The sequence below is a fragment of the Pseudomonas sp. Z1-12 genome, from assembly GCF_051132015.1.
GTDB classification, from domain to species: domain Bacteria; phylum Pseudomonadota; class Gammaproteobacteria; order Pseudomonadales; family Pseudomonadaceae; genus Aquipseudomonas; species Aquipseudomonas zanjanensis.
In genome coordinates this window covers 345589-371747 of record NZ_CP071647.1, presented here as the reverse complement: position 1 = coordinate 371747, position 26159 = coordinate 345589, and the positions used below count along the sequence as shown (strand labels likewise).

The window sequence follows — 26159 nt, the reverse complement described above, 5'->3', positions numbered from 1 at the left end:
GAGCTTGCTCCCGCTCGGCTGCGAAGCAGTCGCAAAATCCTGAAGCTGAGGTGGCCGCTCCGCGACCAAGCGGGAGCAAGCTCCCTCGCCACGAAATATCGACAAACGCCTACAGATCCCACCCAAGCCGCCGATACAGTCCCCATAAAACCAAATCAGCGCTCCAAGGGAGTATCAGCATGTTCGGGTGGCTTGCCCAGGGTCTGGGAAATGTAAGCGTTAACCGCAAACTCGGCGCAGGCTTCGGCCTGGTGCTGCTCCTCACCTTGATGATTGCGTTCACCGGCTGGTCCGGCCTGGGCAATGTCATCAGCCGGGGCGACAAGCTGGGGTTCATTGCCAGTCTCAATGACTTGAGCAAGGACTTGAGCCTGGCCAGCATCGACTACAACACCACGCGGGGCGAGAAAGGGCCGCAACAGGTCAATGACCTGCTTGGCAAACTCGAAGCCGGGCTGAAAACCGCTCGCGAGTTGATCGAACAGCCAGCCGATGTTGCATTGATCGACCAGCAACTGGCCGCCGTCGCCGAATACAAAAGCGCCTTCGCTCAGATGACCAGCGCCACCGTCAGCCGCGAAGATGCCCGCAGCAAGCTGGGCGCCAGCGCCGACAACACCGTGGCCCGGGTCGCCGAAGTGGAAAAAGCGCTGCTGCAAGGTGGCGACATCACCCAGTTCAACAGCATCGTGACCTTGAGCAAGGCCATCCAACAGGCGCGCTATCAGGTTCGCGGCTACACCTACAGCGGTAAAAGCGAGGCCCAACAACCGGCCATCGATGCAATCACCGATGTCTTGAAACTCTTGGCACGCTTGCCGGCGCAGTTGCCCGAAGAGCACGCCGACAAGCTCCAACAGGCCAGCGACTCGATGAACATCTATCGAGCGGCAGTCAGCCAGTTCCGCGATTCCCAACTTGATAACGGCGCCGCATTGCAGCGCATGAGTCAGCAGGGCCAGGTACTGATCGATTCCAGCCAGAAGCTCACCGTGTCCCAGACCGCCGTGCGTGACCACGACACCGCCCAGGCCAAGAGCGTCCTGATCGCAGCCGCCGCACTGGCGCTGTTGTTTGGCGTGATCGCCGCCCTGCTCATTACTCGGCAGATCGTCGGCCCGCTGGATGAGACCCTGAAGGTGGCAGAACGTGTCGCCGCAGGCGACCTGACCCACAACCTTACCTCCGAACGCCGCGACGAACTCGGCCAACTGCAACGCGCCATGCAACGCATGACCGTAGGCTTGCGGCAGTTGATCGGCGGCATCGGCGAAGGCGTTACCCAGATCGCCAGCGCAGCCGAGCAACTCTCAGCCGTGACCGAACAGACCAGCGCCGGGGTCAACAGCCAAAAAGTGGAAACCGATCAGGTCGCCACCGCCATGCACGAAATGACCGCCACGGTGCAGGAAGTGGCGCGCAACGCCGAGGAGGCCTCCGAAGCCGCCGTCGCCGCTGACCAGCAAGCCCGTGAAGGCGACAAAGTGGTTGGCGAAGCCATCGCCCAGATCGAACGCCTGGCCAAGGAAGTGGGCAACTCCACTGCCGCCATGGGCGATTTGAAGCGCGAAAGCGACAAGATCGGCAGCGTCCTGGATGTGATCAAGTCCGTCGCCCAGCAAACCAACCTGCTGGCCCTCAACGCAGCCATCGAAGCGGCCCGTGCCGGTGAGGCCGGTCGCGGCTTCGCCGTGGTGGCCGATGAGGTCCGTAGCCTGGCCCAGCGCACCCAGAAATCCACCGAAGAGATTGAAGAACTGATCGTGGGCCTGCAAAACGGCACCGAACAGGTCGCGACTATCATGGACAACAGCCGTAGCCTGACCGACAGCAGCGTCGAACTGACCCGTCGTGCGGGGAGCTCGTTGGAGAACATCACTCGGACGGTTTCGGCGATCCAGTCGATGAATCAGCAAATTGCCGCAGCGGCCGAGCAGCAGAGTGCGGTGGCTGAGGAGATTAATCGTAGCGTGCTGAATGTGCGTGATGTGTCGGAGCAGACGGCGTCGTCCAGTGAGGAGACGGCTGCCTCCAGTGCTGAGCTGGCACGGTTGGGGGTTCATTTGCAGACGTTGGTGGGGCGGTTTCGGGTTTGATGTCCTTTGGGGCTGCTCACTTTTGAGAAGCCCGGAAGCCCGGCCCAGTCAAAAGTAAGCAAAGCCCTCCTGCCCCACCACTCGGTGCCTCGCCTAGGCTCGGCATGCCTGAACGAAGGCATTGGCCGCGAGGCGGCCTGATAGCCGACCTGGCTCTTGGTGGGCTCGCGTCTCTCCTGTGGGAGCGAGCCTGCTCGCGAAGAGGCCGGCACATCCAACATCACCGCAAACTGACACATCGCCATCGCGAGCAAGCTCGCTCCCACATAGGTTTTTGGTCGCTTATAAGATCAGCGTCCACCCGCCGATCCCTGTGGGAGCCGAGCTTGCTCGCGATGGCGGTGGGTCTATGATCTAGCCTTCACTTCCACTGGAAAGCCATTTTTCCTGAGCAAACAACAAACCCGTGGCGAGGGAGCTTGCTCCCGCTCGGCTGCGCAGCAGTCGTAAAAAACCACCCTGCTGTTCCCAGACGCACTTTGCAGAATGGTTTTGGGGCTGCTCCGCAGCCCAGCGGGAGCAAGCTCCCTCGCCACAAGGGCGATCCGCAGATAGAAAATGCGCCCAATAAAAAGCCCCGCTTCCTTCCAGAAGCGGGGCTTTTTTGCGTATCAGGCCAGTTGAGGCTGTACGCTCACCGGCTGTAGCGGCAGCAGCGGCGCATGAGGGTCGGCCTTGACCGATTCACGCCATGCCGCCAGCCACTCGGGATGCGCCTCGCTCCAGACCTGCTCGTGCAGGCGGGACAAGGCCACCGGGTCGCTCAGCAAGGCCAGCCGCTCAGCGTTATTGAGACCGGCAGGGCCAACCTTCAGGGCGTGACGAACGCGTTCGACCCGCAGCCATTCAATCGGCTCGGCCTTACCGTGACGCGAGGTGGCCAATGCATACGCCAAGGCGTTCTGTTGTGGATCGACCACCGCCCGGATGAAGCCGTCGTTCAGCGCGTGCCAACGGTTCTCATGGGTGTACTGGTCCGTCGACAGCAGCTCCTGGGGCGGTGCGTATTCCTCGGGAATCAGGAACAAGCTTTCATCACGGGATTTCAAGCCCAGGCCCACGCGACTGGAGATCACCGACACCGGGATCGACAGGATCAGCGACCCGACAATCGGCACCAGCCACCAGAGGAAGCTTGGGTTCAGCCAGATCACCAGCAAGGCCCAGAAGAAGCCCAGCAAGGTTTGCGGACCGTGACGCTTGACCGCTTCGCTCCAGGGCGTGGAGTCGTCGTCACGTTTCGGCGAGTTCCAGGTTGCGGCCCAGCCCAGGAACGCGGCGAGCACGAAGCGGGTGTGGAAGATCATCCGCACCGGCGCCAGCAGCATGGAGAACAGCATCTCCAGCAGCATCGACATGGTCACCTTGAACTTGCCGCCGAACTCCTTCGCACCTTTGGCCCAAATCAGCACGATACTCAGCAGTTTGGGCAGGAACAGCAACACGATGGTGGTCGAGAACAAGGCGATGGCCTTTTCCGGATGCCATTGCGGCCACAGCGGATATAGCTGGCGTGGCTCCAGGAAGTACTGCGGCTCCATCAGCGTGTTCACCGCCAGCAGCGCGGTGGACAGCACCAGGAAGAAGAACCACAGCGGCGCCGACAGATAAGACATCACGCCGGTCAGGAACACCGCACGGTGCACCGGGTGCATGCCCTTGACCAGGAACAGCCGGAAGTTCATCAGGTTGCCGTGGCACCAGCGACGGTCACGCTTGAGTTCGTCCAGCAGGTTCGGCGGCAGCTCTTCGTAGCTGCCCGGCAGGTCATAGGCAATCCAGACGCCCCAGCCGGCACGGCGCATCAGCGCGGCTTCGACGAAGTCGTGGGACAGGATCGCGCCCGAGAACGCACCTTTACCCGGCAACGGCGCCAAGGCGCAGTGATCGATGAACGGCTTCATGCGGATGATCGCGTTGTGACCCCAGTAATGGGATTCACCCAACTGCCAGAAGTGCAGGCCGGCGGTGAACAGCGGACCGTACACCCGCGTGGCGAACTGCTGCATGCGCGCATACAACGTGTCCATGCCCGAAGCCCGTGGCGCGGTCTGGATGATGCCGGCGTCCGGCGTGGCTTCCATCAGGCGCACCAGGCTGGTCAGGCATTCGCCGCTCATCACCGAGTCCGCGTCGAGCACGACCATGTACTTGTAGTCGCTGCCCCAACGACGGCAGAAGTCGTCGAGGTTGCCGCTCTTGCGTTTCACGCGACGGCGACGGCGACGGTAGAAGATCTTGCCGAAGCCCCCGGCCTCACGGCAGACGTCCAGCCAGGCCTGCTGTTCGGCCACGCAGATATCGGTCTCGTTACTGTCGCTGAGCACGAAGAAATCGAAGCGATCCAGGTCACCGGTGGCGGCCACCGACTCGAAGGTGGCGCGCAAACCGGCGAATACCCGCGGCACGTCTTCATTGCAGATCGGCATCACCAGCGCGGTGCGGGCATCCTTGGGAATCGGCTCATTGCCGGCGCTGGCGCCGGAGATGCGGTATTTGTCGTGGCCGGTGAGCAATTCGAGAAAGCCCATCAGCGCTGTCCAGAAACCTGCCGACACCCAGCAGAACAGAATCCCGAACAGAATCAGGATGCTGGTCTGCAACGCATACGGCAGCACTTGCGTGGCCGTCTGCAACAGCGGTTGGTGCAGGACTTCATCCAGGTCGACGAACGACCAGCCCTGGTACGGCATGATGCCCTTCATGTACCAACCGGCGACGATGGTCTGGCCGAGCATCAGGATCAGCAGGATGTAGCGGCGGATCGAACCCACGGTACGCCAGCGTGCATGGGGCAGCACGCGCTCATCCTTGGGCGGCTTCGGCGGATTGGTGCGACCGGTCAGGCGCCGCCAGGCGCGCACCAGGATATTGGTGCGCCACGGCTCCGGCACGACCTTGGTCCGACGGATCGGCGGCGTCGCTTTCAGGCACACCCGGCCACTGGCGTCGAGCCCAAGCATTTCCGCTTCTTCAAGCTCTTCGGCGGTGCTCAGGGTCAGCCGGCGGCCCACCGAGGCTTGCACAGCCTCGGTGGGCGCGTCGAACGTCGGCGACGACAGGCGTTCGTGCAATTCGCTGAAGGACTTGCAGCCCGCCAGTTCGGCGCGCTGCTCGTCGGTCATGGGCAAGTGGGCCAGGTACTCACTGAGCGTCTCTGGCTGTACTGGAGTATTACTCATCGGCTGGCAACTGATAGCTCCAGGTCTCGGTCAGGACTTGCTCAGTCGGTTCCGGTTCCTGCTGGGTTGGGGTTGGTTCGACCGCGGCGGTGTCCGCCTGGACAGCCGCCTTGGCTTCGTCTTGCGCTTTTTCTTTCGCGAGCTCTTTTTCAGTCTGCTGGCGGGCGATCTTGTCAGCCTTGGCCAGGGTCGTGGTCGCGGAATGCGAGGCGGCCGGGGCTTCGACAGGCGTCAGCGGACGAACCAGTGCCGCACGCATCTCGGTGGCCTGTTTCGGGTCCTTGATCTTCAGTCGCAGCGTCAGGCGCCAGCCCTTGGTTTCAGGGTTGTAGCGCACGCTGTTCTCGACGATCTCGCCGTTGTCGCCAACGCTCACCTGGCTACGCACTTCGGCGTCTTCAGGCAACGCTTGCAGGGACGGTCCTTCGAAATCCACCAGGTAGGCCACGCTGCCGTCCGGTTGACGGATCAGGTTGGACTGTTTCACATCGCCGGTGGAACGCAGGGTCTGCTTGACCCAGGCACTGTCTGGCGAGTGCAGGTTGGCTTCGTCGAGGGTCCAGTGCAGACGGTAGGCGAAGTCCAGTGGCTGGCCTGGCTCAGGCAGTTTTTCCGGGCTCCAGAACGCAACGATGTTGTCGTTGGTTTCGTCGGCGGTAGGGATCTCGACCAGATCGACGGTGCCCTTGCCCCAATCGCCTTTCGGTTCGATCCAGGCGCTTGGGCGTTTTTCGTAACGGTCATCCAGGTCTTCATAGTGGCTGAAGTCACGACCACGTTGCAGCAGGCCGAAACCACGCGGGTTTTCTACCGAGAAGTTGCTCACGGCCAAGTGTTTCGGGTTGTTCAGCGGACGCCAGATCCACTCGCCGTTGCCGGCATGGATGGACAGGCCGCTGGAATCGTGGAGTTCACGACGGTAGTTGAGCACCTTGGACGGCTGGTTGGCGCCGAACAGGAACATGCTGGTCAACGGGGCGATGCCCAGTTTGTTGACGCGATCGCGCAGGAACACCCGGGATTTCACGTCGACAACGGTGTCGGTGCCCGGACGCACGGTCAGGCGATAAGCGCCAGTGGCCCGTGGCGAATCCAGCAGGGCGAAGATCACCAGGTGCTTGTCGGTGGGTTTCGGACGCTGGATCCAGAACTCGCGAAAGCGTGGGAACTCTTCACCAGATGGCAACGCGGTGTCGATGGCCATGCCACGCGCGGACAAGCCGTAGACCTGGCCCTTGCCGATGACGCGGAAATAACTCGCGCCCAGCATGGTCATGATTTCGTCTTGCTTGTCGGCCTTGTTGATCGGGTACAACACGCGGAAACCGGCGTAGCCCAGCTGTTCGGTGGCCTTGGGATCGAACTTCACGTCGCCGAAATCGAACCGTGTCGGGTCGTACTTGATCTCGTCGACGGTGGTCGCGGTGATTTCGTTGATCTTCACCGGCGTGTCGAAATGCATGCCCTGGTGATAGAAGGACAGTCGGAACGGGGTCTTCTGGTCGGCCCATTCCGCTTTTTCGGTGCGGAAACGGATTTTCTGATAATCGGCGAACTTCATTTCGCGGAATTCGTTCGGCAAATTGCTGCGCGGGGCTTCGAATTTCTGCCCGGCCAGTTCTTGTGCCTTCGCCGATACATCATCCAGGCTGAATGCCCACAGTTGGCCCGCGCCGAACAGGCACAGCAGGGCCGAGCCCGCTACCAAGGCGCTTCTAAACCGTTTGGCAGTCATTTTTGGTGCATTACAGGGACTAACAATCACGAGCAACCCTCGCCGAAAACTGATCAAAAAACCAACGGCCAGATAAAGTATCTACACGGTAACGGCGCTGAAAAACCGTTCCTGCGGACCACTCTTGCCAAGTTGGCGAGCATTGTTCCGACTCCGACGGGGCAAAATGATTCCCCAAACGGTTCAGGACAAGTCTCTACCTAAGTCAAATGGACCAGCGAACGCTGATCCCCCGTAGCGCGCGATTATCTAGTAGCCCGCGTGACAACGCATCAGGGGTAGCAAAGTATTTATCGAGAAAACTCCCTGTTTAGCCTCGAAACAGAACGGAAAAGATGTTTCAAACGCTTTCAGGACTGTAACAGGAAGGTTACCGGGCCATCATTGACCAGATGCACCTGCATGTCGGCGCCGAATCTACCTGATGCCACTGTGCCATGCACCTGTTTCGCCTGGGCCAGCAAATAGTTGAACAACTCTTCGCCCAAGGCCGGAGGTGCGGCCGTGGAAAAACTTGGACGCAGGCCGCTTTTGGTGTCCGCCGCCAAGGTGAACTGCGACACCAGCAGCAGCCCACCACCGACATCCACCAGGGACAGGTTCATCTTGCCCTCGGCGTCGCTGAACACGCGATAGTTAAGCAGCTTGTGCAGGAGTTTGTCGGCGCTGGCCCGGGTATCCCCGGGCTCGACGGCCACCAGCACCAGCAAGCCTTGGTCTACGGCCCCGACGATCTCACCGGCTACTTCGACCCGTGCGCGGCGCACACGTTGCAACAGCCCCTTCATGCTTCTTCGGGCGGCAGGTCGAGCAGGCGCCGGGCCATTTGCGCAGCAGCGCGCACCAGCGCATCGGTAATTCCCGGCTCCGAAGCGGCGTGACCGGCGTCGCGGATCACCTGCAGTTCGCTGTTGGGCCAGTTCTGATGCAGCTCCCAGGCGTTGTCCAACGGGCAGATGACGTCGTAGCGGCCGTGCACGATGACGCCCGGCAAATGGGCGATCTTGCCCATGTCGCGAATCAACTGGTTGGGTTCGAGAAATGCATTGTTGGTGAAGTAGTGGCATTCGATCCGGGCAATCGACAGCGCCCGCTGCGGCTCGGAGAAACGATCGACCACCAGCGGGTTCGGCCGCAGGGTCGCGGTACGACCTTCCCAAGTGGACCAGGCCTTGGCCGCATGCATCTGGGCAATCTGGTCGTTACCGGTCAGGCGCTTGTGGAAAGCGCTGAGCAAGTCGTCGCGCTCATCCAGGGGAATCGGCGCGATGTAGTCTTGCCAATAGTCGGGAAACAGGCGACTGGCGCCAGCCTGGTAGAACCACTCGATTTCCTGCGGACGGCAGAGAAAGATCCCACGCAGGATCAGGCCATGCACCCGCTCCGGATGGGTCTGGGCGTAGGCCAGGGCCAGGGTCGAGCCCCAGGAACCGCCGAACAGCACCCATTTTTCGATGCCCAGGTGCTTGCGGATGCGCTCCAGATCTTCGACCAGATCCCAGGTGGTGTTGTTTTCCAGGCTGGCGTGGGGGGTGGAGCGACCGCAACCGCGCTGGTCGAAGGTGACGATACGGTAAAGGTTCGGATCGAAGTAGCGACGGCTCTGCGCGTCGCAGCCAGCACCCGGGCCACCGTGAATGAACACCACTGGCAGACCTTCCGGGGAACCGCTTTCATCGACATAGAGCGTGTGGGTGTCATCGACAGCCAGATCGTGCCGGGCATGGGGTTTGATCTGCGGGTACAAAGTCTGCATTGCGCGCTCCGTAAGGGGTCGAGTCATCCCTGTGGGGACGTCTATTTAATCTGCCGTCCGGCATCATAAACCCGAATCACCTGAATGAGCATGCCCCCTGCGCAGTCAAAGCATGTCAGCCAGGAACGCCAGCAGCGTGCGATACAACTGATCGACCTCTGGCACCTGGCCCCGGCCACGCAAGCAACCGTGGACCAGCCCTTCGCCGATATACAGCACGGAGTCCACCCCTGCGGCTTTCAGCCGTTCGCTGTAACGGACACCATCGTCGCGCAGCGGGTCCCATTGCGCGACGGCAACCAGCGCTGGCGGCACGCCGCCCAGGTCCTCGGCGAGTAGCGGCATGGCATAAGGCGTGGGCCGGGCGCCACACAGGTACAGCGCCTCATAGCGCTCCAGATCGCGGCCACTCAAGAGCGGGGCATCTTCACACGCTTGGCGTGAGGGCAAATCCGCCGGGCCACCAAGCGCCGGGTAGATCAACACCTGGGCCCGGGGCAACGGCTGCCCGGCGTCGCGCAAGGCCAAGCACAACGCAGCGGCGAGATTGCCGCCGGCACTGTCACCGGCCACCGCCCGGCGACGCGGGTCGATGGTAAACGGGGTGTCCGCCAAGTGGTGCCACACCGCGAGGCAATCTTCGAACGCGGCCGGAAACGGATGCTCCGGGGCCAGCCGGTAATCCACCGCCACGACCAACGCGCCAAGCTCAGCCGCCAGTTCCATGCAGATGAAGTCATGAGAGTCCAGGTCCCCCACCACCCAACCGCCACCGTGCAGGTAGAGAATGCACGGCCAGCCGGCGAGCGGCGGCGCAATGCGCGGGTGATAGGCCCGGATGGCCACGCCGGCCAACTGCAAATCCTCCACCGCGAGCGTTGGCGGACGCGGCGGGGTAAACGCCCGGCACATCTGGCTGTAGGCCTGGCGCGAACCGTCGAGGCTGTCGTCCGGGGCGGTGAAGCTCAGGGTTTTGTCGATGAAGGCGGACATTGCCTGGGAAAGTGGGTAGGCCATCTTGGGTTGCCATGCGTCGAAAGAGGATGTGGCTCAGCCGTTTTTAGCTTTTGTGGCTTCTGTGGCTTCTGTGGCTTCTGTGGCTTCTGTGGCTTCTGTGGCTTCTGTGGCTTCTGTGGCTTCTGTGGCGAGGGAGCTTGCTCCCGCTCGGGTGCGCAGCGCCCGCTTTTTTTCTAGGGCTGCTTCGCAACCCAGCGGGAGCAAGCTCCCTCGCCACAGGGGTATCAGTGTCCACAAGGTTGTGTCAGTTCTTGAGACTGGCCTGCACCGCCGCAATTCCATCCTTGCCATCGAAGCTGGTCACGCCAGCGAGCCAGCGCTGCAGATCCTCGGGATGCTCGCGCAGCCATTGCCGGGCGACGTCCTGGGGTGTCTTGCGCTCCATGATCGGCACCATCAGCTGGCTTTCCTGGGCGGCGGTGAACGTGAGATTTTCCAGCAGCCGCTGAACGTTGGGGCAACGCTGGGCGTAGTCCGGCGCGGTCACCGTGGACACGGTCGCGGCGCCTTCGTTCGGACCATAGACGTCTTCGCTGCCCGTCAGGTAGGCGATGTTCATGTTGATGTTCATCGGGTGCGGGGTCCAGCCAACGAACACCACGAACTCCTTGCGATTAACCGCCCGCTGTACCGCCGCCAGCATCCCGGCCTCACCGGATTCGATCAACTTGAAGTCCTTGAGGCCAAAGTGATTGGTTTCGATCATGGTCTTGATGGTGGTGTTGGCGCCACTGCCTGGCTCAATCCCATAGATCTTGCCACCGAGCTGATCCTTGAACCGGGCGATGTCGTCAAAGGTCTTGAGCCCCGCCGCGGCCACGTAGTCCGGCACGGCCAAGGTGGCCTGGGCATCGGCCAGGCTGGGTTTATCCAGGACCTTCACCTGGTTGGCAACCAGGAATGGGGCGATGTTCTTGTCCATCGCCGGTTTCCAATAACCCAGGAAGATGTCGAGCCGCTTGTCGCGGATGCCGGCGAAGATGATCTGCTGCACGGCGCTGGTCTGCTTGCTTTCGTAGCCCAGCCCGGTGAGCAACACGTCGGCCATGCCGCTAGTGGCGATCACGTCGGTCCAGTTGACCACGCCCATGCGTACGGCCTGGCAGGATGCAGGCTCGGCGGCCATCGCGCCGGAGCTTAGTAGAACGGTACCGCAGAGGAACGACAGACAGCGCTTGGACAGTCTTTTCATCGCGAGGGGTCTCGTGCGGCAGTGGATTGTTGTAGGTCGGTGTCTAGGTGCACCGTGCCTGGAACATTACGCAGCGTCGAGGGGGCAAAGGTGAACTGTGGCGACTTGGTTTTGCACGGTGGCGACAGGGAGAGGGGCTTGAAATGTTTTTGTGGCGAGGGAGCTTGCTCCCGCTCGGTTGCGTAGCAACCAAAAAAAGCGAGGGCGGCTTCGCCACCCAGCGGGAGCAAGCTCCCTCGCCACAGAAGCCCCTGTTCACAAGAAGTCCTTCACAAAGACTGCTTGGTCACAGGTTAACGTTTGTAGGCCTTTTGCCCCCACGCCAGGAAGCCTTCCAACAACTCCCTGAGCACCACCTGGGTCGGCGCCGCCAGATCCGCGCGGTAATTGAACGGTTCGAACTCTTCCATGTAGGTGCTTTGGCACAGCTCCAGTTGCACCGCGTGGATGTCCTCGGCCGGGTTTCCGTAATGCCGGGTGATGTGCCCGCCCTTGAAACGCCCGTTGAGCACATGGGTGAACTGATCATGGCGGGCGCAAATGCCTTCGAGTTGGCTGGCCAGGGCCGGGTCGCAGCTGGCGCCGTTGAACGTGCCCAGGTTGAAATCCGGCAACTTGCCGTCGAACAGGTGCGGGATCACCGAACGGATCGAGTGGGCATCGAACAGCAAGGCATAGCCGAACTCGGCCTTGAGCCGCGCCAGCTCCTGCGCCAGCGCCTGGTGGTACGGCATCCAGACTTGTTGCAGATACGTCGCCCGCTCCTCGGCCGACGGTTCCAGTCCTTCGCGAAACAACGGCACGCCATCGAACAGCGTCGCCGGGTACAGACCGGTGGTGGCGCCGACGTACATCGGCTTGTCATCGGCGGGGCGATTCAGGTCGACGACGAACCGCGAGTACTCGGCGGCCAGGGTGCTGGCGCCCAGCTCGGCGGCAAATTCGTAGAGCCTTGGAATGTGCCAGTCGGTGTCTGGCAGGCTCTGGGCCTCAGGGATCAACCCGGCCTGTACCGCCGGGGTCAGGCGCAGGCCGGCGTGGGGCATGCTGATCAACAGCGGCACGCGCCCTTGCTTGAAATTCAGGACCTTCTCCACAACCGTTCTCCTCAATCGATTTCCACGCCGTGACGCACGACGCGTTTTTCCAGATCGCCACCGAGCCAGTACGCCAGGTCAGCGGGGCGGTCGATGTGCCAGGCGACAAAATCCGCGACCTTGCCGGCTTCCAGCGAACCGTGGGTCTGCGCCATACCCAAGGCCTGGGCCGCATGAATCGTCGCCCCCGCCAAGGCTTCTTCCGGGGTCATGCGAAAACAGGTGCAGGCCATGTTCAACATCAAGCGCAACGACAACGCCGGCGAAGTGCCGGGGTTGAGGTCGCTGGCCACGGCGATTTTCACGCCGTGCTTGCGCAGGGCATCCATGGGTGGCAGCTGGGTTTCGCGCAGGAAATAAAACGCCCCCGGCAGCAACACCGCCACGGTGCCGGACGCGGCCATGGCCATGGCGTCGTCTTCGGTCATGAACTCCAAGTGATCGGCCGACAGCGCCTGGTAACGCGCCGCCAGGCTGGAACCGTGCAGCGATGACAACTGTTCGGCGTGCAGCTTCACCGGCAGGCCCAATTGCTGTGCAGTGATGAACACCCGCTCGACCTGCTCCGGGGAAAAGGCCAGGTATTCGCAAAAGGCGTCCACCGCATCCACCAGCCCCTCTGCCGCCAGGGCCGGCAGCATCTCGGTGCAGATGTGCTCGATGTAATCATCGGCGCGGTCCTTGTATTCCGGCGGCAAGGCGTGGGCCGCCAGGCAGGTGCTGCGTACGCTGACCGGAAGTTCGGCAGCGAGACGGCGAATGACCCGCAATATCTTGCGTTCGCTGGCCAGGTCCAGGCCATAACCGGACTTGATTTCCACCGTGGTCACGCCGTCACGCATCAGGCTTTTCAGGCGTTTGGCCGCGCTGGCGAACAGCTCGTCTTCACTGGCGGCGCGGGTGGCGCGCACGGTACTGGCGATGCCACCGCCGGCCGCGGCGATTTCGGCGTAGCTGACACCTTGCAGGCGCTGTTCGAACTCACCACTGCGGTTGCCGCCAAACACCGTGTGGGTGTGGCAATCGATCAGCCCCGGCGTGACCCAGGCGCCCTTGAGGTCGTAGACCGCCGGGTAGTCGCCTGCTGGCAACTCGGCGCGCGGGCCGATCCAATGAATGTGCTCGCCCTGGGTGACGATGGCGGCGTCTTCGATGATCGAGTAGACGCCCTGGGCCATGGTGGCGGCGTGGCAGTTTTGCCAGAGGGTTTTCATCCCGGTTTCCTCGTCGCATTCAAAATCGGATCGCGAGCAAGCTCGCTCCCACAGGGATCAGGGGTGTACCCCAAATGAAGGGCTCGACACCGGTCCCCTGTGGGAGCGAGCTTGCTCGCGAAGGGGCCCTTACAGGCTCGGCAATAACTGCGCCGTAACCAATTCGTTCAGGCACCGACTCGCCAACAGCTCGCTGGCTGCATTGATGTCCGGCGCAAAGAACCGGTCCTTTTCATAGAACGGCACTTCTGCACGCAACAATGCCCTGGCCTGCTCCAGCTTGGCGGAGGTTTTCAAACCACCGCGCAGGTCCAGGCCCTGGCACGCCGCGAGCCATTCCACCGCGAGAATCCCGCGAGTGTTCTCGGCCATTTCCCACAGGCGCTTGCCGGCGGCCGGGGCCATGGAGACATGGTCTTCCTGGTTGGCCGAGGTCGGCAGGCTGTCCACCGAATGGGGGTGGGACAGCGCCTTGTTTTCACTGGCCAGGGCGGCCGCGGTCACTTGGGCAATCATGAAGCCGGAGTTCACCCCGCCATTGGCCACCAGGAACGGCGGCAGTTGCGACATGTGCTTGTCCATCATCAGCGAAATGCGCCGCTCGCTCAGGGAGCCGATCTCAGCGATCGCCAAGGCCATGTTGTCGGCGGCCATCGCCACCGGTTCGGCGTGGAAGTTGCCACCGGAAATCACGTCGCCCTCGGCAGCGAACACCAGCGGGTTGTCCGACACCGCGTTGGCCTCGATCACCAGCACTTCGGCAGCCTGGCGGAACTGGGTCAGGCAGGCGCCCATCACTTGCGGCTGGCAGCGCAGGGAGTACGGGTCCTGGACCTTGTCGCAGTTCTGGTGCGAATCGGAGACTTCGCTGCGCTCGCCCAGCAGGTCGCGGTAGGCCGCGGCGGCATCGATCTGGCCTTTCTGGCCGCGGGCGGCATGGATACGCGCATCGAATGGCGAACGCGAACCGAGCACCGCTTCCACCGTGAGGCTGCCCAGGGCCAGGGCACCGGCGAACAGGTCTTCGCCTTCGAACAGGCCACGCAGGGCAAACGCGGTGGAGACCTGGGTGCCGTTGAGCAGCGCCAGGCCTTCCTTGGCGGCCAGGGTCAGGGGCGCGAGGCCGGCGACTTTCAGGGCATCGACGGCCGGCAGCCATTCGCCCTTGTAGCGGGCCTTGCCTTCGCCCAGCAGCACCAGGGACATATGGGCCAGCGGCGCCAGGTCACCGGACGCACCGACCGAACCCTTGAGCGGGATGTGCGGGTAGACCTCGGCATTGATCAGCGCAATCAGCGCATCGATCACCTGCCGACGGATGCCGGAAAAACCCCGGCTCAGGCTGTTGACCTTGAGCACCATGACCAACCGCACCAGCGCATCGCTGATCGGCTCGCCCACGCCAGCGGCATGGGACAGCACCAGGGAGCGCTGCAGGTTCTCCAGGTCTTCGCTGGCGATGCGGGTCGAGGCCAACAGGCCGAAACCGGTGTTGATGCCATAGGCGGTACGGTTCTCGGCGAGGATCTGTTCCACGCACGCAACACTGGCCTCGATCTGCGCCGACGCGCTGGCGTCCAGGCTCAGGGTGACCGGGTGCTGATAGATGTCACGCAATTGAGCCAGGCTCAATTGGCCGGGAATCAGGTTTAAGGCAGTCATGTATTGCTCCTTTTGAGAGTTTTGTTTTTCACCCGCCAGTCGCTCCGGAATGTTCCGTTATCCGTCACCTTCGCTTTTTGGGCGATGCCTTGTGGGCTATAGGTGCCTTGGCACGCTGGCGCTATTTTTGATCAGTTCAAATTGGGTAGTACGTTGTGCAGCACGTTCGGATCTTTTAGCAGCCCGGCGGCGCTGGCGATGTCCGGCGCCAGCCAGCGGTCCTGGTCGTAGGCCGGAACACGCTCGCGCAGTAACTTCCAGGCGATGTCCGTCCCGGCGCCGAAGCGCTGCGTCTTGAGAAATTCAAAGGCCTGGGCCGCCAGCAGGTATTCGATGGCGAGGATCTGCGTGCAGTTTTCCAACGCCCGGTGCAGCTTCAGGGCGGCGTTGGTGCCCATGCTCAGATGGTCTTCCTGCAACCCGGAGGTGACGAAATTGTCCAGCACCGCCGGTTGCGCCAATTGCTTGTTTTCCGCGCACAGCGATGCGGCGACGTATTGCACGATCATCATCCCCGAGTTCACGCCGGGGTTGGCCACCAGGAAGGCTGGCAGGCCGCTGACGTGCGGGTTGATCAGACGGTCGAGGCGGCGCTCGGCGATGGAGCCGATCTCTGCCATGGCAATCGCCAGCAGGTCTGCCGCCAACGCCACCGATTGGCCGTGGGGATTGGCCTGGGACATGACCCGGAAGTTCTCCGGTGTCCCCAGCAGCAGCGGGTTATCGGTCACCGAGTTGAGTTCGGATTCGATCTGTTGCCGGGCATGGGCCAATTGGTCGCGAGCCGCGCCGTGTACCTGGGGAATCGAACGGATACTCAAGGCGTCTTGGGTGCGGATGCCCAGGCTCGCGGCGATGACCTCGCTGCCGTCGAGCAATGCCCGCAGATTGACGCCGACCTGCTGCATGCCCGGATGCGGCTTAAGCGCCATGACGTCGGCGTCGAACGCGGCGATCTGGCCGCGCTGGGCCTCGAAACTCATGGCGCCGATCACGTCGGCCCATTGCACCAGCCGCGTGGCATCGGCCAAGGCCAGGCAACTGAGACCGGTCATGCACGGCGTGCCGTTGACCAGGCACAAACCGTCCTTGGCCCCCAGTTGCACCGGTTGCAAACCTTCGGCGGCCAGGGCCTGTTGCGCCGGGACGATTTGCCCGCGATAGCTGACCTGGCCAACGCCCAGCAACGCAATGCCGATGTGGGCCATGTGGGTCAGGTAACCCACCGAACCCTGGGACGGCACTTGCGGGGTGATGCCGCGATTGAGCAGGGCCAGCAACGCCTCGACCACGCGGCGGTGGATGCCGGACTTGCCCTGGCTGTAGTTGTGGATGGCGGCGCAGAGAATCGCCCGGGTCTGCTCGTCGGAGAGCGCCGGGCCGACGCCACAGGCATGGCTGAGCAGGGTGTTGCGCGACAGTTGGCTGAGTTGTTCATCCTTGAGCGAGACATTGCACAAGGCGCCCAGGCCGGTGTTGACGCCATAGGCGCGTTCGCCGCTGGCAACGATGCGCTGGACGATGGCCTGGGCATTGTCGATCCGCGCCCAGGTCTGGGTCGACAGCTCGAGCACAGCGCCGAAGCGGGCGACGGCGACCACGTCCTGCCAGCGCAGGGGGGCGCCGGTGATGATGATTTTTTCAGCCTGGGACATCTCAAACCTCATGGAAAATTCTTTTCAGCAGCACATCTGGCTAAAGACACAGCCTCTGTGGCGAGGGAGCTTGCTCCCGCTGGACTGCGCAGCAGGCCCAAAAGAAGCGGCCGCTACGCGCCCGAGCGGGAGCAAGCTCCCTCGCCACAAAAGCGCGCCAGCCACCACAACCTCAAACCACGGCAGCCCTGCGCTGCACAAACCGATCGACATACTCATCCGCCGGCGAGTGCAGGATCTCCCGCGGCGTGCCGACCTGGATCAGCTTGCCGTCCTTGAGAATCGCAATGCGATTGCCGATGCGCACGGCCTCGTCGAGGTCGTGGGTGATGAAAACGATGGTCTTGTGCAGGGTCTTTTGCAGTTCCAGCAACTGGTCCTGCATTTCCGCGCGGATCAGCGGGTCGAGGGCACTGAAGGCTTCGTCCATCAAGATGATGTCCGTGTCCGCCGCCAAGGCCCGGGCCAGGCCGACGCGCTGGCGCATGCCGCCGGAGAGCTGGTGCGGGTATTTGTTCTCGTAGCCTTTCAGGCCCACGGTGTTGATCCAGTGCAGCGCCCGCTCGGCGCACACCTGCTTGCTCTCGCCGCGCACTTTCAAGCCGTAGGCGACGTTGTCCAGCACGCTCTTGTGGGGCAGCAGGCCAAAGCTCTGGAACACCATGCTGATCTTGTGCCGGCGAAATTCGCGCAAGGCGTCCATGTCCAGTTGCAGGATGTCTTCGCCGTCCACCAGGATCGCGCCGCTAGTGGGATCGATCAGCCGGTTGAAGTGGCGCACCAACGTGGATTTGCCGGAGCCGGACAGGCCCATGATCACGAAGATCTCACCGGTGCCGATGCTCAGCGACAGGTCGTTCACGCCGACCACGCAGCCGGTTTCGGCCAGCACCTGGTCCTTGGTCTTGTTCTGGCGGATCAGCTCCAGGGCTTCCTTGGAGCGGTTGCCGAAAATCTTGAAGACGTTCTTGACTTCGATCTTGCTGATGGCTGCGTTGTTCATTTGCTCACCTCATGCCGAGGACGACCATAGGCCTGGGTAATGCGGTCGATGACCACGGCGAGAATCACGATGGCCAGGCCCGCTTCCAGGCCACGCCCGACGTTGAGGGTCTGGATGCCCACCAACACATCTTCACCCAAGCCACGGGCGCCGATCATCGAGGCGATGACTACCATCGACAGGGCCATCATGGTGGTCTGGTTGATCCCGGCCATGATGCTCGGCAGGGCCAGGGGCAGTTGCACGCCGAACAGCTGCTGCCAACGGTTGGCGCCGAAGGCGTTGATCGCCTCCATCACTTCACCGTCCACCTGGCGGATGCCCAGGTCAGTCAGGCGAATCAACGGCGGCGCGGCGTAGATCACCGTGGCGAAGATCGCCGGGACCTTGCCCAGGCCAAACAGCATCAACACCGGAATCAGGTACACGAAGCTCGGCATGGTCTGCATGATGTCCAGCAACGGCATCAACACCGAACGCAGGCGATTGCTGCGCGCCGAGAGAATGCCCAGGGGAATGCCGATCATCACCGAGATCAGCGTCGCCACCAGCATCAGGGCGAGGGTCTGCATCAATTTGTCCCACAGGCCCACCGCACCCACCAGGAACAACAGGCCGACGATCACCGCCGTAGCGACGACCTTGCGGGTGGCGTGCCAGGCAACGCCGCCGACGATGGCCAGCATCAACCACCACGGCGCCATGCGCAGCAGGCCTTCGAGGTTGACGATGGCCCACAGCAGGGTGTCGGAGATGTGCCGGAACACATCGCCATAATTGGTCACCAGGGAATCGACCCAACCGTTGACCCAGTCGGCGATGGAGAAGGTAAAGCTTTCGGGAAACATAAGAGACTCTCGATCAGGTGGATGCGGTGAATGTCCCGGGCCAGCCCCACGGTTGGCCGGGAAAGATTCGACCTACAGAGCCGCGTCGATTTTCTTGGCAGCGTCTTCACTGACCCAGGCGTGCCAGACTTCAGGATGTTCCTTCAGGAAGATCTTCGCCAGTTTCGGCGACTCGATCCGCTCTTTGGCCATGCGCCCGAGGTTCTGGTTCAGGATATCGATCGGCAGGTTGACCTTTTCCAGCACCGCCACCAGTTCCGGGGCTTCGTCGTGGAAGGTCTTGGACAGGCCGACCTTGATGCTCACGCTTTTATCCACGCCGGGTTTTTCTTCGAGTTTGACCAAGTCCACCTGGCCCATCAGCGGCGTTGGCGACCAGTAGTAGAACAGGATCGGCTCGCCACGCTTGTAGCTCGACAGCACCGCCGCATCCAGGGCCGGGCCGGTGCCTGGACGGAAGTTGGTGTAGGTTTTTTCCAGGCCGTAGCTCTTCAGCATTTCGCTGTTGTCCAGCTCGCAGGTCCAGCCGGCCGGGCAGTTGTAGAAGCGGCCCTTGGACGGCTCTTCCTGATCCTTGAACACGGCGGCGTACTGGCCCAGGTCGGCGATGTTCTTCAGGCCCGGGGCCTTGGCTTCGAGCTTGCGCTTGGCATCGCCTTCGATCACGTAGCGCGGCACGTACCAACCTTCGATGGCGCCCACCACCGGGGCCCCGACGCCGACCACCTTGCCGGCCTTCTCGGCCTTGTTCCAGACTTCACTGCGGCCGACCCACTCTTCGGCAAATACCTGGATGTCGTTGCTGCTCAGGGCGTTTTCCATGGTGATGGAGTTGCCGGGCAGGCTGTCGGTCTTGCAGTCGTAGCCTTTTTCCAGCACCACTTGCAGGACGTCGGTCAGCAGCATGCCGCTTTCCCAGTTCAGGCCGGCGAATTTCACCGGTTTACCCGACTCGCACCAACCGGCCGCTTGCGTGGCGCCGGCGCTGGCCAGCAGGCCCATGGAAAGCAATGTGGTCAGCAGGGTCTTGTTCGACTTCATTATGTGACGCTCCTAATCAGTTGGATTGGCTTACGGCAGTCAAGAGGCATCCAGCCCTGTCAACGTCCCATCAGACCGCTTGGATGCGGCCCGCCCTGCTCGGTTGTGCGTCAACCGCGTCCTGCTCGACCGGCAGGATCAATTGATCGGGTACTGCGCTGTGCCACTTCCTGGCGACGACGTAATACAGCGCCGCCGGGACCACCAGGCCGATGATCCAGGAGATGTCCACACCGCCCATGGCTTTCACCAACGGACCGGTATAGAACTTGGTGGCAATGAACGGCAACTGAACCAGTACACCAAAGACGTAGACGCTGATGCCGAGGGCATTCCAGCGACCGTAGCGACCCTTCGGATCGTTCAGTGCCGGCACGTCATAACGCTCGCGCGTGATGCAGTAGTAGTCCACCAGGTTGATCGCGCTCCACGGTGTGAAGAACGCCAGCAAGAACAAGATGAAGGACTTGAACGCACCGAGGAACGAGTGCTGGCCGAGCAGCGCGATCAAGGTCGCCGCGCCGACAATGAACAGCACGAATACCAGGCGCTGCACACGCGTTACGTTCAGGTGTCCTCGGAACCCGCTGATGATGGTCGCGATGCACATGAAGCTGCCGTAGGAGTTCAGCGTGGAGATGGTGACCTTGCCGAACGCGATGCTGAAGTACAGCAACGCAGCCGTGCCACCGGTACCGCCCAGGCCAACGATATAGGCCACTTCGTGACCAGCGAACTGCCCGTTGGCCGAGGCGGCGGCAAACACGCCGAGGATCATCGCCACTTGCGCGCCGATGACTGAACCGGCACCTGCGGCAAAAAAGGTTTTCACCGAAGAGGTCTTGCTCGGCAGGTAACGCGAATAGTCCGCCACGTAGGGGCCGAAGGCGATCTGCCAGGAGGCCGCGAGCGACACCGCCAGCAGGAAACTGCTCCAGCTGAAATGGCGGATTTGCAGGAGTGCGCCCACGTCGGTCTGGCTGATCAGGCGAGCGAACAGGTAAACAAAGGCAATCACACCAATCACGCTGGCGACACGGCCAATGAAGTGAATCACCCGATACCCGAGCACCGTGACCAGCACGATGACACTGGCGAAAATGAGGATGCCGACACTGTCGCTGACGCCAAACAACTGGCCCAGCGCCTGGCCGGAAAGCACGGTTCCCGTTGCGGTGAAACCCAGGTACATCAGGCACACCAGCACGATCGGGATGGCCGCGCCATACACACCAAACTGCACCCGGCTGGAGATCATCTGCGGCAGGCCAAGCTTTGGCCCTTGGGCGGCATGCAACGCCATGACGCCACCGCCGAGCACCTGGCCGATCAGCAAACCGATCAACGACCAGAACACATCACCGCCCAGCACCACCGCCAATGCACCGGTGACGATTGCAGTGATTTGCAGGTTGGCCCCCATCCAGAGGGTGAACTGGCTCAACAGCCGACCGTGTCGCTCCGCTTCCGGGATGTAGTCGATCGAACGTTTCTCGATCAACGGCTTGCTGCTTGCGCGTGTGCTGGTGACAGCCATGGTTCAACCTCTGTGGATTGTTCTGCAATTCATCCCTGTGGGAGCGAGCTTGCTCGCGATGAGGGCGTGTCAGTAGACGGAACCGGTACTGATCCACCGATATCGCGAGCAAGCTCGCTCCCACAAGGGATCCGGGATTACTTGCCGGTAATCATCGGCAGGTTCAGCCCCTGCTCCTTCGCGCAATCAATGGCGATCTGGTAACCGGCATCGGCATGGCGCATCACACCAGTGCCCGGGTCGTTGTGCAGCACGCGGGCAATCCGCTCGGCCGCTTCGTCGGTGCCGTCGCAGACGATCACCATGCCCGAATGCTGGGAGAAGCCCATGCCGACGCCGCCACCGTGGTGCAGCGACACCCACGTCGCGCCGCTGGCGGTGTTGAGCAAGGCATTGAGCAGCGGCCAGTCGGAAACGGCGTCGGAGCCGTCCTGCATGGATTCGGTTTCACGGTTCGGGCTGGCCACGGAGCCGGAATCGAGGTGGTCGCGGCCGATGACGATCGGCGCCGACAACTCACCGCTGCGCACCATCTCGTTGAACGCCAGGCCCAACTTGGCGCGCTGGCCCAGGCCAACCCAGCAGATCCGTGCCGGCAAGCCCTGGAAGCTGATGCGCTCGCGGGCCATGTCCAGCCAGTTGTGCAGGTGGGCGTCGTCGGGGATCAGTTCCTTGACCTTGGCGTCGGTCTTGTAGATGTCCTGCGGGTCACCGGACAGCGCCGCCCAGCGGAACGGGCCGATGCCGCGGCAAAACAGCGGACGGATGTAGGCCGGGACGAAACCCGGGAAGTCGAAGGCATTCTCGACGCCTTCTTCCTGGGCCATCTGGCGGATGTTGTTGCCGTAGTCGAAGGTCGGCACGCCCATTTTCTGGAAGGCCAGCATGGCTTTGACGTGCACGGCCATCGATTGCTTGGCGGCCTTCACCACGGCGGCGGGCTCGGTCTTGGCGCGGGCACGGTATTCGTCCCAGGTCCAGCCGGCCGGCAGATAGCCGTTGAGGGGGTCGTGGGCGCTGGTCTGGTCGGTGACCATGTCCGGACGCACACCACGACGGACCATTTCCGGCAGGATTTCGGCCGCATTCCCACACAGCGCGATGGAAATGGCCTTGCCTTCAGCGGTGTATTTCTCGATGCGCGCCAGGGCGTCGTCGAGGTCTTTGGCCTGCTCGTCGACGTAGCGGGTTTTCAGGCGGAAATCGATGCTCACCTGCTGGCACTCGATGTTAAGCGAGCATGCGCCGGCCAAGGTCGCGGCCAACGGTTGCGCACCGCCCATGCCGCCCAGGCCGGCGGTCAGGACCCAGCGGCCCTTGAGGTTGGAATCGTAATGCTGGCGACCGGCCTCGACGAAGGTTTCATAGGTGCCTTGCACGATGCCCTGGCTGCCGATGTAGATCCAGCTGCCGGCGGTCATCTGGCCGTACATGGCCAGGCCCTTGGCGTCGAGTTCGTTGAAATGTTCCCAACTGGCCCAGTGCGGCACCAGGTTGGAGTTGGCGATCAGTACGCGGGGGGCGTTGCTGTGGGTCTTGAACACACCCACCGGCTTGCCGGATTGCACCAGCAGGGTTTCGTCGTCATTCAGGTGGGTGAGGCTTTCGACGATCTTGTCGTAGCACTCCCAGTTGCGCGCCGCGCGGCCGATGCCACCGTAGACCACCAGTTCCTTGGGGTTCTCGGCCACTTCCGGGTCGAGGTTGTTCATCAGCATGCGCAGCGGCGCTTCGGTCAGCCAGCTCTTGGCGGTCAGCGTGTTACCGCGAGGGGCGCGGATTTCAACGTCACGGTATTTTTCGGGTTTGCGGGTAGCGTCGGTCACAGCAAAAACTCCTCAGCGATCAATCCAGACCAGCCCGGGCAGTGGGCAGCGATTTCTATGAACGTTGCGTTGAATATCGGCGACTCATACGCATACGTCTTTACTTGTATGTACAAGCATATGCAATCAAGCGGCCAACTTGTTGGCGACACTGCTCAGGACCGGTTGGGGAAATGGCTGAAAGCCTTATGATTTATGGGCTGCTGAGCTGCATGAAATTTTTGAAGAGGGTTTTCGAGGGGGAAATCGGAGGGGCACAGAAGCGTGGTATTGCGCCACGCTGGGGCGTTCGGTAACAAGTTGGTGCGTGCGGAAGGAACAATAAACACGCTTTTTGTGGCGAGGGAGCTTGCTCCCGCTGGGCTGCGCAGCAGCCCCAAAAAACAGGGCCGCTCTGCGCCCCAGCGGGAGCAAGCTCCCTCGCCACAAAAACTCTGGCGCAGGACTTCTTTAGTGGGCCGTCAGCTCGATCACGCAGCATTGGCCGTGGGTCGAGACATCCACCAACCCGGTGTTACCGCTCAGTTGCAAACAGTCGTAGAGGCCCAAGTCCACGGCGGACTCACCGATCTTGATAGCCAGTCCCGGAGCGGCACTAAACACCAGCACCGTTGCCGCCTCGCTGAAAAACCGTTGCTGGCCGCCCAACCATTGCAATCGCGCGCGGTAACGCTGCGGTGCGTAGATCAGATTGAAGTCACGAATCGGTCCGCCCAACAGCGTGCAATGCACATGGCTCTCGCCGCTGAACGCAAAAGCGTCCAGCGGATAAAGCGCCCGCGTAGCCTGACCATCGACATTCAACGTCATGCCGTCACCCTGCAAGACACTGATGACCCGCTCGTAACCGGCGAAGGTGGAAAAACCACCCGACTCACCGATGTCGGCAATCGACAGCCTCCAGCCGAAACCCTCCAGGCCGGTGCCGGCATCGCGAGTGATTTCCTCGGTACTGCCGCCGCCGTTCTTCCAAGGCATGCGCGGGTAATCCGCGGCACGTAACACTTTCAATTGGCTCATTTATGAAAACGCCCTTCCAGACTGTGACGGGAGCCCGGATGGATCAGGCGTGCGGCGGTGACCGGTTGGCGCCCGGACCAGGTGCGGCGACGGATCAACAGGCACGGCTCGCCCCTTTCGATCTGCAACAGCTTGCATTCGCTCGGCTCGGCCAGGATCGCCTCCACTACGTGCTCGCCTTCGGTCAGCGGCGCAACCTGGTTCAGGTAGGCGTAGGGGGTTTGCACGGTGAAGTCCTGCTTGAGGTATTCAGGTGCCACCAGTGCGTTGACGAAACGGTCCTCGATTTGCACGGGGATGTCGTTCTCGAAATGCACGATCAGTGAATGGAACACCTTCTGGCCTTCACGCATGTCCAGGGCCAGGGCCCGCTCGGAACCGGCCGCCTCTTCTTCCAGGGTGATGACCTTGCAGCTGTGACGATGACCACGGGAGGCGATTTCATCCGCGATGTTATGCACTTCGAACAACGCGGACTGGCTCTTGGGCTCGGCCACGAAGGTGCCGACGCCCTGCATGCGCACCAACAGGCCGTCGGCGGTCATTTCCCGCAGGGCACGGTTGATGGTCATGCGGCTGAAACCCAGCTGGCTGACCAGCTCGCTTTCCGACGGCACACGGTAATGCGGAGGCCAGTTTCCACTGTCGATCTGCTGGGTGATCATTTGTTTAACGCGGGCGTACAAGGGCGCCGGACTGTCACCCATGTTTGCGGCCAGCGGCGGTTTGGCAGGCGGAGTCGGCACGGCGGTTCCCTGTTCTGCGAATAAGGTTGCTAGCTTGCCGGAGTTTACCGGCCAGGCAAACGTCTGTATATGTATATACAAATTACGCACGATGAGGTTGAACCATGTCCGCCTTCTTTGCCGAACGCGCGCTGCTGCCTAGTGGATGGGCCGATGATGTACGTCTTGAGGTGGATGCCGCAGGCGTCCTGACCCATATCCAGGCCGGTTCCCACGCAGACGGCGCCGAACGGCTGGGCGGTCCGCTGTTGCCGGGCATGCCGAACCTGCACTCCCACGCCTTCCAACGGGCGATGGCCGGGCTGGCGGAAGTGGCGGGCAATCCCAACGACAGTTTCTGGACCTGGCGCGACTTGATGTACCGCCTCGTCGGAAAAATCAGCCCCGACCAACTCGGCATCATCGCCCGCCAGCTGTACATCGAAATGCTCAAGGCCGGCTATACCTCGGTCGCTGAATTCCACTATGTCCACCATGACACCGACGGCGCGCCCTACGCCGACCCGGCGGAGCTGGCCCTGCGCATCAGCCACGCCGCCAGTGCCGCCGGCATTGGCCTGACGCTGCTGCCGGTGCTCTACAGCCATTCCGGCTTTGGCGGCCAGGCACCCAACGACGGGCAGCGCCGGTTCATCAACAGCACCGAAAACTACTTGAAACTTCAGTCGCGCTTGCAGCCGATCCTGGCCGGGCAAGCGTCCCAGGCGCTGGGCCTGTGCTTCCACTCCCTGCGCGCCGTGACACCCGGGCAGATCCAGGACGTGCTGGCCGCCAGCGACCGTGATTGCCCGGTGCACATCCACATCGCCGAGCAGCAAAAGGAAGTCGACGACTGCCTGGACTGGAGCGGCGCGCGTCCGCTGCAATGGCTGTATGACAACACCGAGGTCGATCAGCGCTGGTGCCTGGTCCACGCCACCCACGCCAACGCCCGGGAAGTCGCCCTCATGGCCAAGAGCCGGGCGATTGCCGGCCTGTGCCTGACCACCGAAGCCAACCTGGGGGACGGGATTTTCCCGGCCGTGGATTTCCTCGCCCAGGGCGGACGCCTCGGTATCGGCTCCGACAGCCATGTGTCATTGAGCGTGGTCGAAGAATTGCGCTGGCTGGAATATGGCCAGCGCCTGCGGGATCAACGGCGCAACCGTTTGTATCGGGCGGATCAGCCGATGGTTGGCCGCACCTTGTTTGACGCGGCATTGGAAGGGGGTGCCCAGGCCCTAGGGCAGCCGATCGGCGCTCTCGAAATCGGCAAGCGCGCAGACTGGCTGGTGCTCGATGGCAACGATCCATACCTGGCCACGGCCCAGGGCGACGGGATCCTCAATCGCTGGCTGTTCGCCGGCGGCGATCGCCAGGTGCGCGATGTGATGGTCGGCGGACAGTGGGTGGTGCGTGAGGGGCGTCATGCCGGCGAAGAGGAAAGCGCCCGGGCGTTTACCCAGGTATTGCGCGAATTGCTGGGCTGACCCCAAAAATCAATGTGACAGATACCAAATGTGGGAGCGAGCTTGCTCGCGATGAGGCCTTTA

Annotated in this window: 19 protein-coding genes; 2 read left to right on the top strand and 17 right to left on the bottom strand. The window is 62.3% G+C overall.

Annotated features, from left to right (window positions below; genetic code table 11):
• Nucleotides 1-179: 179 nt before the first annotated feature.
• The gene (locus J3P85_RS01635; protein ID WP_434704671.1) at nt 180-2096 is read left to right on the top strand and encodes a methyl-accepting chemotaxis protein; all 1917 of its coding nucleotides are present in this window, start codon (nt 180-182) and stop codon (nt 2094-2096) included.
• A gap of 611 nt (nt 2097-2707) precedes the next feature.
• On the opposite strand, the gene mdoH is transcribed toward J3P85_RS01635, so the two are convergent.
• The 17 genes from mdoH to hutC form a co-directional block, all read right to left on the bottom strand.
• Nucleotides 2708-5278: a glucans biosynthesis glucosyltransferase MdoH gene (mdoH, locus tag J3P85_RS01630; RefSeq protein WP_434704670.1), complete on the bottom strand. Its 2571-nt coding sequence runs from the start codon at nt 5276-5278 to the stop codon at nt 2708-2710.
• A complete protein-coding gene (locus J3P85_RS01625; RefSeq protein WP_434704669.1) occupies nt 5271-7013 on the bottom strand; it encodes a glucan biosynthesis protein G in 1743 nt (580 codons plus the stop codon). Before J3P85_RS01625 ends, mdoH begins: the two co-directional genes overlap by 8 nt.
• A 350-nt stretch (nt 7014-7363) precedes the next feature.
• Nucleotides 7364-7801 carry a D-aminoacyl-tRNA deacylase gene (gene dtd, locus J3P85_RS01620; protein ID WP_434704668.1) on the bottom strand — a complete coding sequence of 146 codons (438 nt, stop codon included), beginning with the start codon at nt 7799-7801 and terminating at the stop codon, nt 7364-7366.
• Nucleotides 7798-8769 (bottom strand): prolyl aminopeptidase, encoded by a 972-nt coding sequence (gene pip / locus J3P85_RS01615; RefSeq protein ID WP_003196909.1) that lies wholly within the window; start codon nt 8767-8769, stop codon nt 7798-7800. Before pip ends, dtd begins: the two co-directional genes overlap by 4 nt.
• 105 nt (nt 8770-8874) lie before the next feature.
• Nucleotides 8875-9786 (bottom strand): alpha/beta hydrolase, encoded by a 912-nt coding sequence (locus J3P85_RS01610; protein WP_434704667.1) that lies wholly within the window; start codon nt 9784-9786, stop codon nt 8875-8877.
• 244 nt (nt 9787-10030) lie between these two features.
• Nucleotides 10031-10978: a choline ABC transporter substrate-binding protein gene (locus J3P85_RS01605; RefSeq protein ID WP_434704666.1), complete on the bottom strand. Its 948-nt coding sequence runs from the start codon at nt 10976-10978 to the stop codon at nt 10031-10033.
• 293 nt (nt 10979-11271) lie between these two features.
• Entirely contained in the window at nt 11272-12075 is an 804-nt protein-coding gene (gene hutG / locus J3P85_RS01600; RefSeq protein WP_434704665.1) for an N-formylglutamate deformylase, read from the bottom strand.
• A gap of 11 nt (nt 12076-12086) precedes the next feature.
• Nucleotides 12087-13289 carry an imidazolonepropionase gene (gene hutI, locus J3P85_RS01595; RefSeq protein WP_434704664.1) on the bottom strand — a complete coding sequence of 401 codons (1203 nt, stop codon included), beginning with the start codon at nt 13287-13289 and terminating at the stop codon, nt 12087-12089.
• 129 nt (nt 13290-13418) lie between these two features.
• A complete protein-coding gene (hutH, locus tag J3P85_RS01590; protein WP_434704662.1) occupies nt 13419-14951 on the bottom strand; it encodes a histidine ammonia-lyase in 1533 nt (510 codons plus the stop codon).
• Between the two features lie 131 nt (nt 14952-15082).
• Nucleotides 15083-16606, bottom strand: coding sequence for a histidine ammonia-lyase (gene hutH / locus J3P85_RS01585; protein WP_434706309.1), 1524 nt, complete (start codon nt 16604-16606; stop codon nt 15083-15085).
• 172 nt (nt 16607-16778) lie between these two features.
• Nucleotides 16779-17609: a quaternary amine ABC transporter ATP-binding protein gene (locus J3P85_RS01580; RefSeq protein ID WP_063323338.1), complete on the bottom strand. Its 831-nt coding sequence runs from the start codon at nt 17607-17609 to the stop codon at nt 16779-16781.
• On the bottom strand, nt 17606-18457 hold the full coding sequence (locus J3P85_RS01575; RefSeq protein WP_181290757.1) for an ABC transporter permease: 852 nt from the start codon (nt 18455-18457) through the stop codon (nt 17606-17608). The genes J3P85_RS01580 and J3P85_RS01575 overlap by 4 nt, the downstream gene beginning before the upstream one ends.
• Before the next feature lie 72 nt (nt 18458-18529).
• Entirely contained in the window at nt 18530-19498 is a 969-nt protein-coding gene (locus J3P85_RS01570) for an ABC transporter substrate-binding protein (RefSeq protein WP_186706118.1), read from the bottom strand.
• Between the two features lie 70 nt (nt 19499-19568).
• A complete protein-coding gene (locus J3P85_RS01565) occupies nt 19569-21035 on the bottom strand; it encodes a purine-cytosine permease family protein (RefSeq protein WP_434704661.1) in 1467 nt (488 codons plus the stop codon).
• Nucleotides 21036-21172: 137 nt separating this feature from the next.
• Nucleotides 21173-22861: a urocanate hydratase gene (gene hutU / locus J3P85_RS01560; RefSeq protein ID WP_186706120.1), complete on the bottom strand. Its 1689-nt coding sequence runs from the start codon at nt 22859-22861 to the stop codon at nt 21173-21175.
• 450 nt (nt 22862-23311) lie between these two features.
• On the bottom strand, nt 23312-23881 hold the full coding sequence (locus J3P85_RS01555; RefSeq protein WP_434704660.1) for a HutD/Ves family protein: 570 nt from the start codon (nt 23879-23881) through the stop codon (nt 23312-23314).
• A complete protein-coding gene (hutC, locus tag J3P85_RS01550; RefSeq protein WP_014336125.1) occupies nt 23878-24588 on the bottom strand; it encodes a histidine utilization repressor in 711 nt (236 codons plus the stop codon). Before hutC ends, J3P85_RS01555 begins: the two co-directional genes overlap by 4 nt.
• Before the next feature lie 143 nt (nt 24589-24731).
• Here hutC and J3P85_RS01545 point away from each other — a divergent pair, with 143 nt between their 5' ends.
• The gene (locus J3P85_RS01545) at nt 24732-26096 is read left to right on the top strand and encodes a formimidoylglutamate deiminase (RefSeq protein ID WP_434704659.1); all 1365 of its coding nucleotides are present in this window, start codon (nt 24732-24734) and stop codon (nt 26094-26096) included.
• Nucleotides 26097-26159: the final 63 nt, after the last annotated feature.

Bases quoted from the DNA above. Each gene is read 5' to 3' on its own strand.
- J3P85_RS01635 (WP_434704671.1), top strand. From the start codon at position 180: ATGTTCGGGTGGCTTGCCCAGGGTCTGGGAAATGTAAGCGTTAACCGC.
- mdoH (WP_434704670.1), bottom strand. From the start codon at position 5,278: ATGAGTAATACTCCAGTACAGCCAGAGACGCTCAGTGAGTACCTGGCC.
- J3P85_RS01625 (WP_434704669.1), bottom strand. From the start codon at position 7,013: ATGACTGCCAAACGGTTTAGAAGCGCCTTGGTAGCGGGCTCGGCCCTG.
- dtd (WP_434704668.1), bottom strand. From the start codon at position 7,801: ATGAAGGGGCTGTTGCAACGTGTGCGCCGCGCACGGGTCGAAGTAGCC.
- pip (WP_003196909.1), bottom strand. From the start codon at position 8,769: ATGCAGACTTTGTACCCGCAGATCAAACCCCATGCCCGGCACGATCTG.
- J3P85_RS01610 (WP_434704667.1), bottom strand. From the start codon at position 9,786: ATGGCCTACCCACTTTCCCAGGCAATGTCCGCCTTCATCGACAAAACC.
- J3P85_RS01605 (WP_434704666.1), bottom strand. From the start codon at position 10,978: ATGAAAAGACTGTCCAAGCGCTGTCTGTCGTTCCTCTGCGGTACCGTT.
- hutI (WP_434704664.1), bottom strand. From the start codon at position 13,289: ATGAAAACCCTCTGGCAAAACTGCCACGCCGCCACCATGGCCCAGGGC.
- hutH (WP_434704662.1), bottom strand. From the start codon at position 14,951: ATGACTGCCTTAAACCTGATTCCCGGCCAATTGAGCCTGGCTCAATTG.
- hutH (WP_434706309.1), bottom strand. From the start codon at position 16,606: ATGTCCCAGGCTGAAAAAATCATCATCACCGGCGCCCCCCTGCGCTGG.
- J3P85_RS01580 (WP_063323338.1), bottom strand. From the start codon at position 17,609: ATGAACAACGCAGCCATCAGCAAGATCGAAGTCAAGAACGTCTTCAAG.
- J3P85_RS01575 (WP_181290757.1), bottom strand. From the start codon at position 18,457: ATGTTTCCCGAAAGCTTTACCTTCTCCATCGCCGACTGGGTCAACGGT.
- J3P85_RS01570 (WP_186706118.1), bottom strand. From the start codon at position 19,498: ATGAAGTCGAACAAGACCCTGCTGACCACATTGCTTTCCATGGGCCTG.
- J3P85_RS01565 (WP_434704661.1), bottom strand. From the start codon at position 21,035: ATGGCTGTCACCAGCACACGCGCAAGCAGCAAGCCGTTGATCGAGAAA.
- J3P85_RS01555 (WP_434704660.1), bottom strand. From the start codon at position 23,881: ATGAGCCAATTGAAAGTGTTACGTGCCGCGGATTACCCGCGCATGCCT.
- hutC (WP_014336125.1), bottom strand. From the start codon at position 24,588: ATGGGTGACAGTCCGGCGCCCTTGTACGCCCGCGTTAAACAAATGATC.
- J3P85_RS01545 (WP_434704659.1), top strand. From the start codon at position 24,732: ATGTCCGCCTTCTTTGCCGAACGCGCGCTGCTGCCTAGTGGATGGGCC.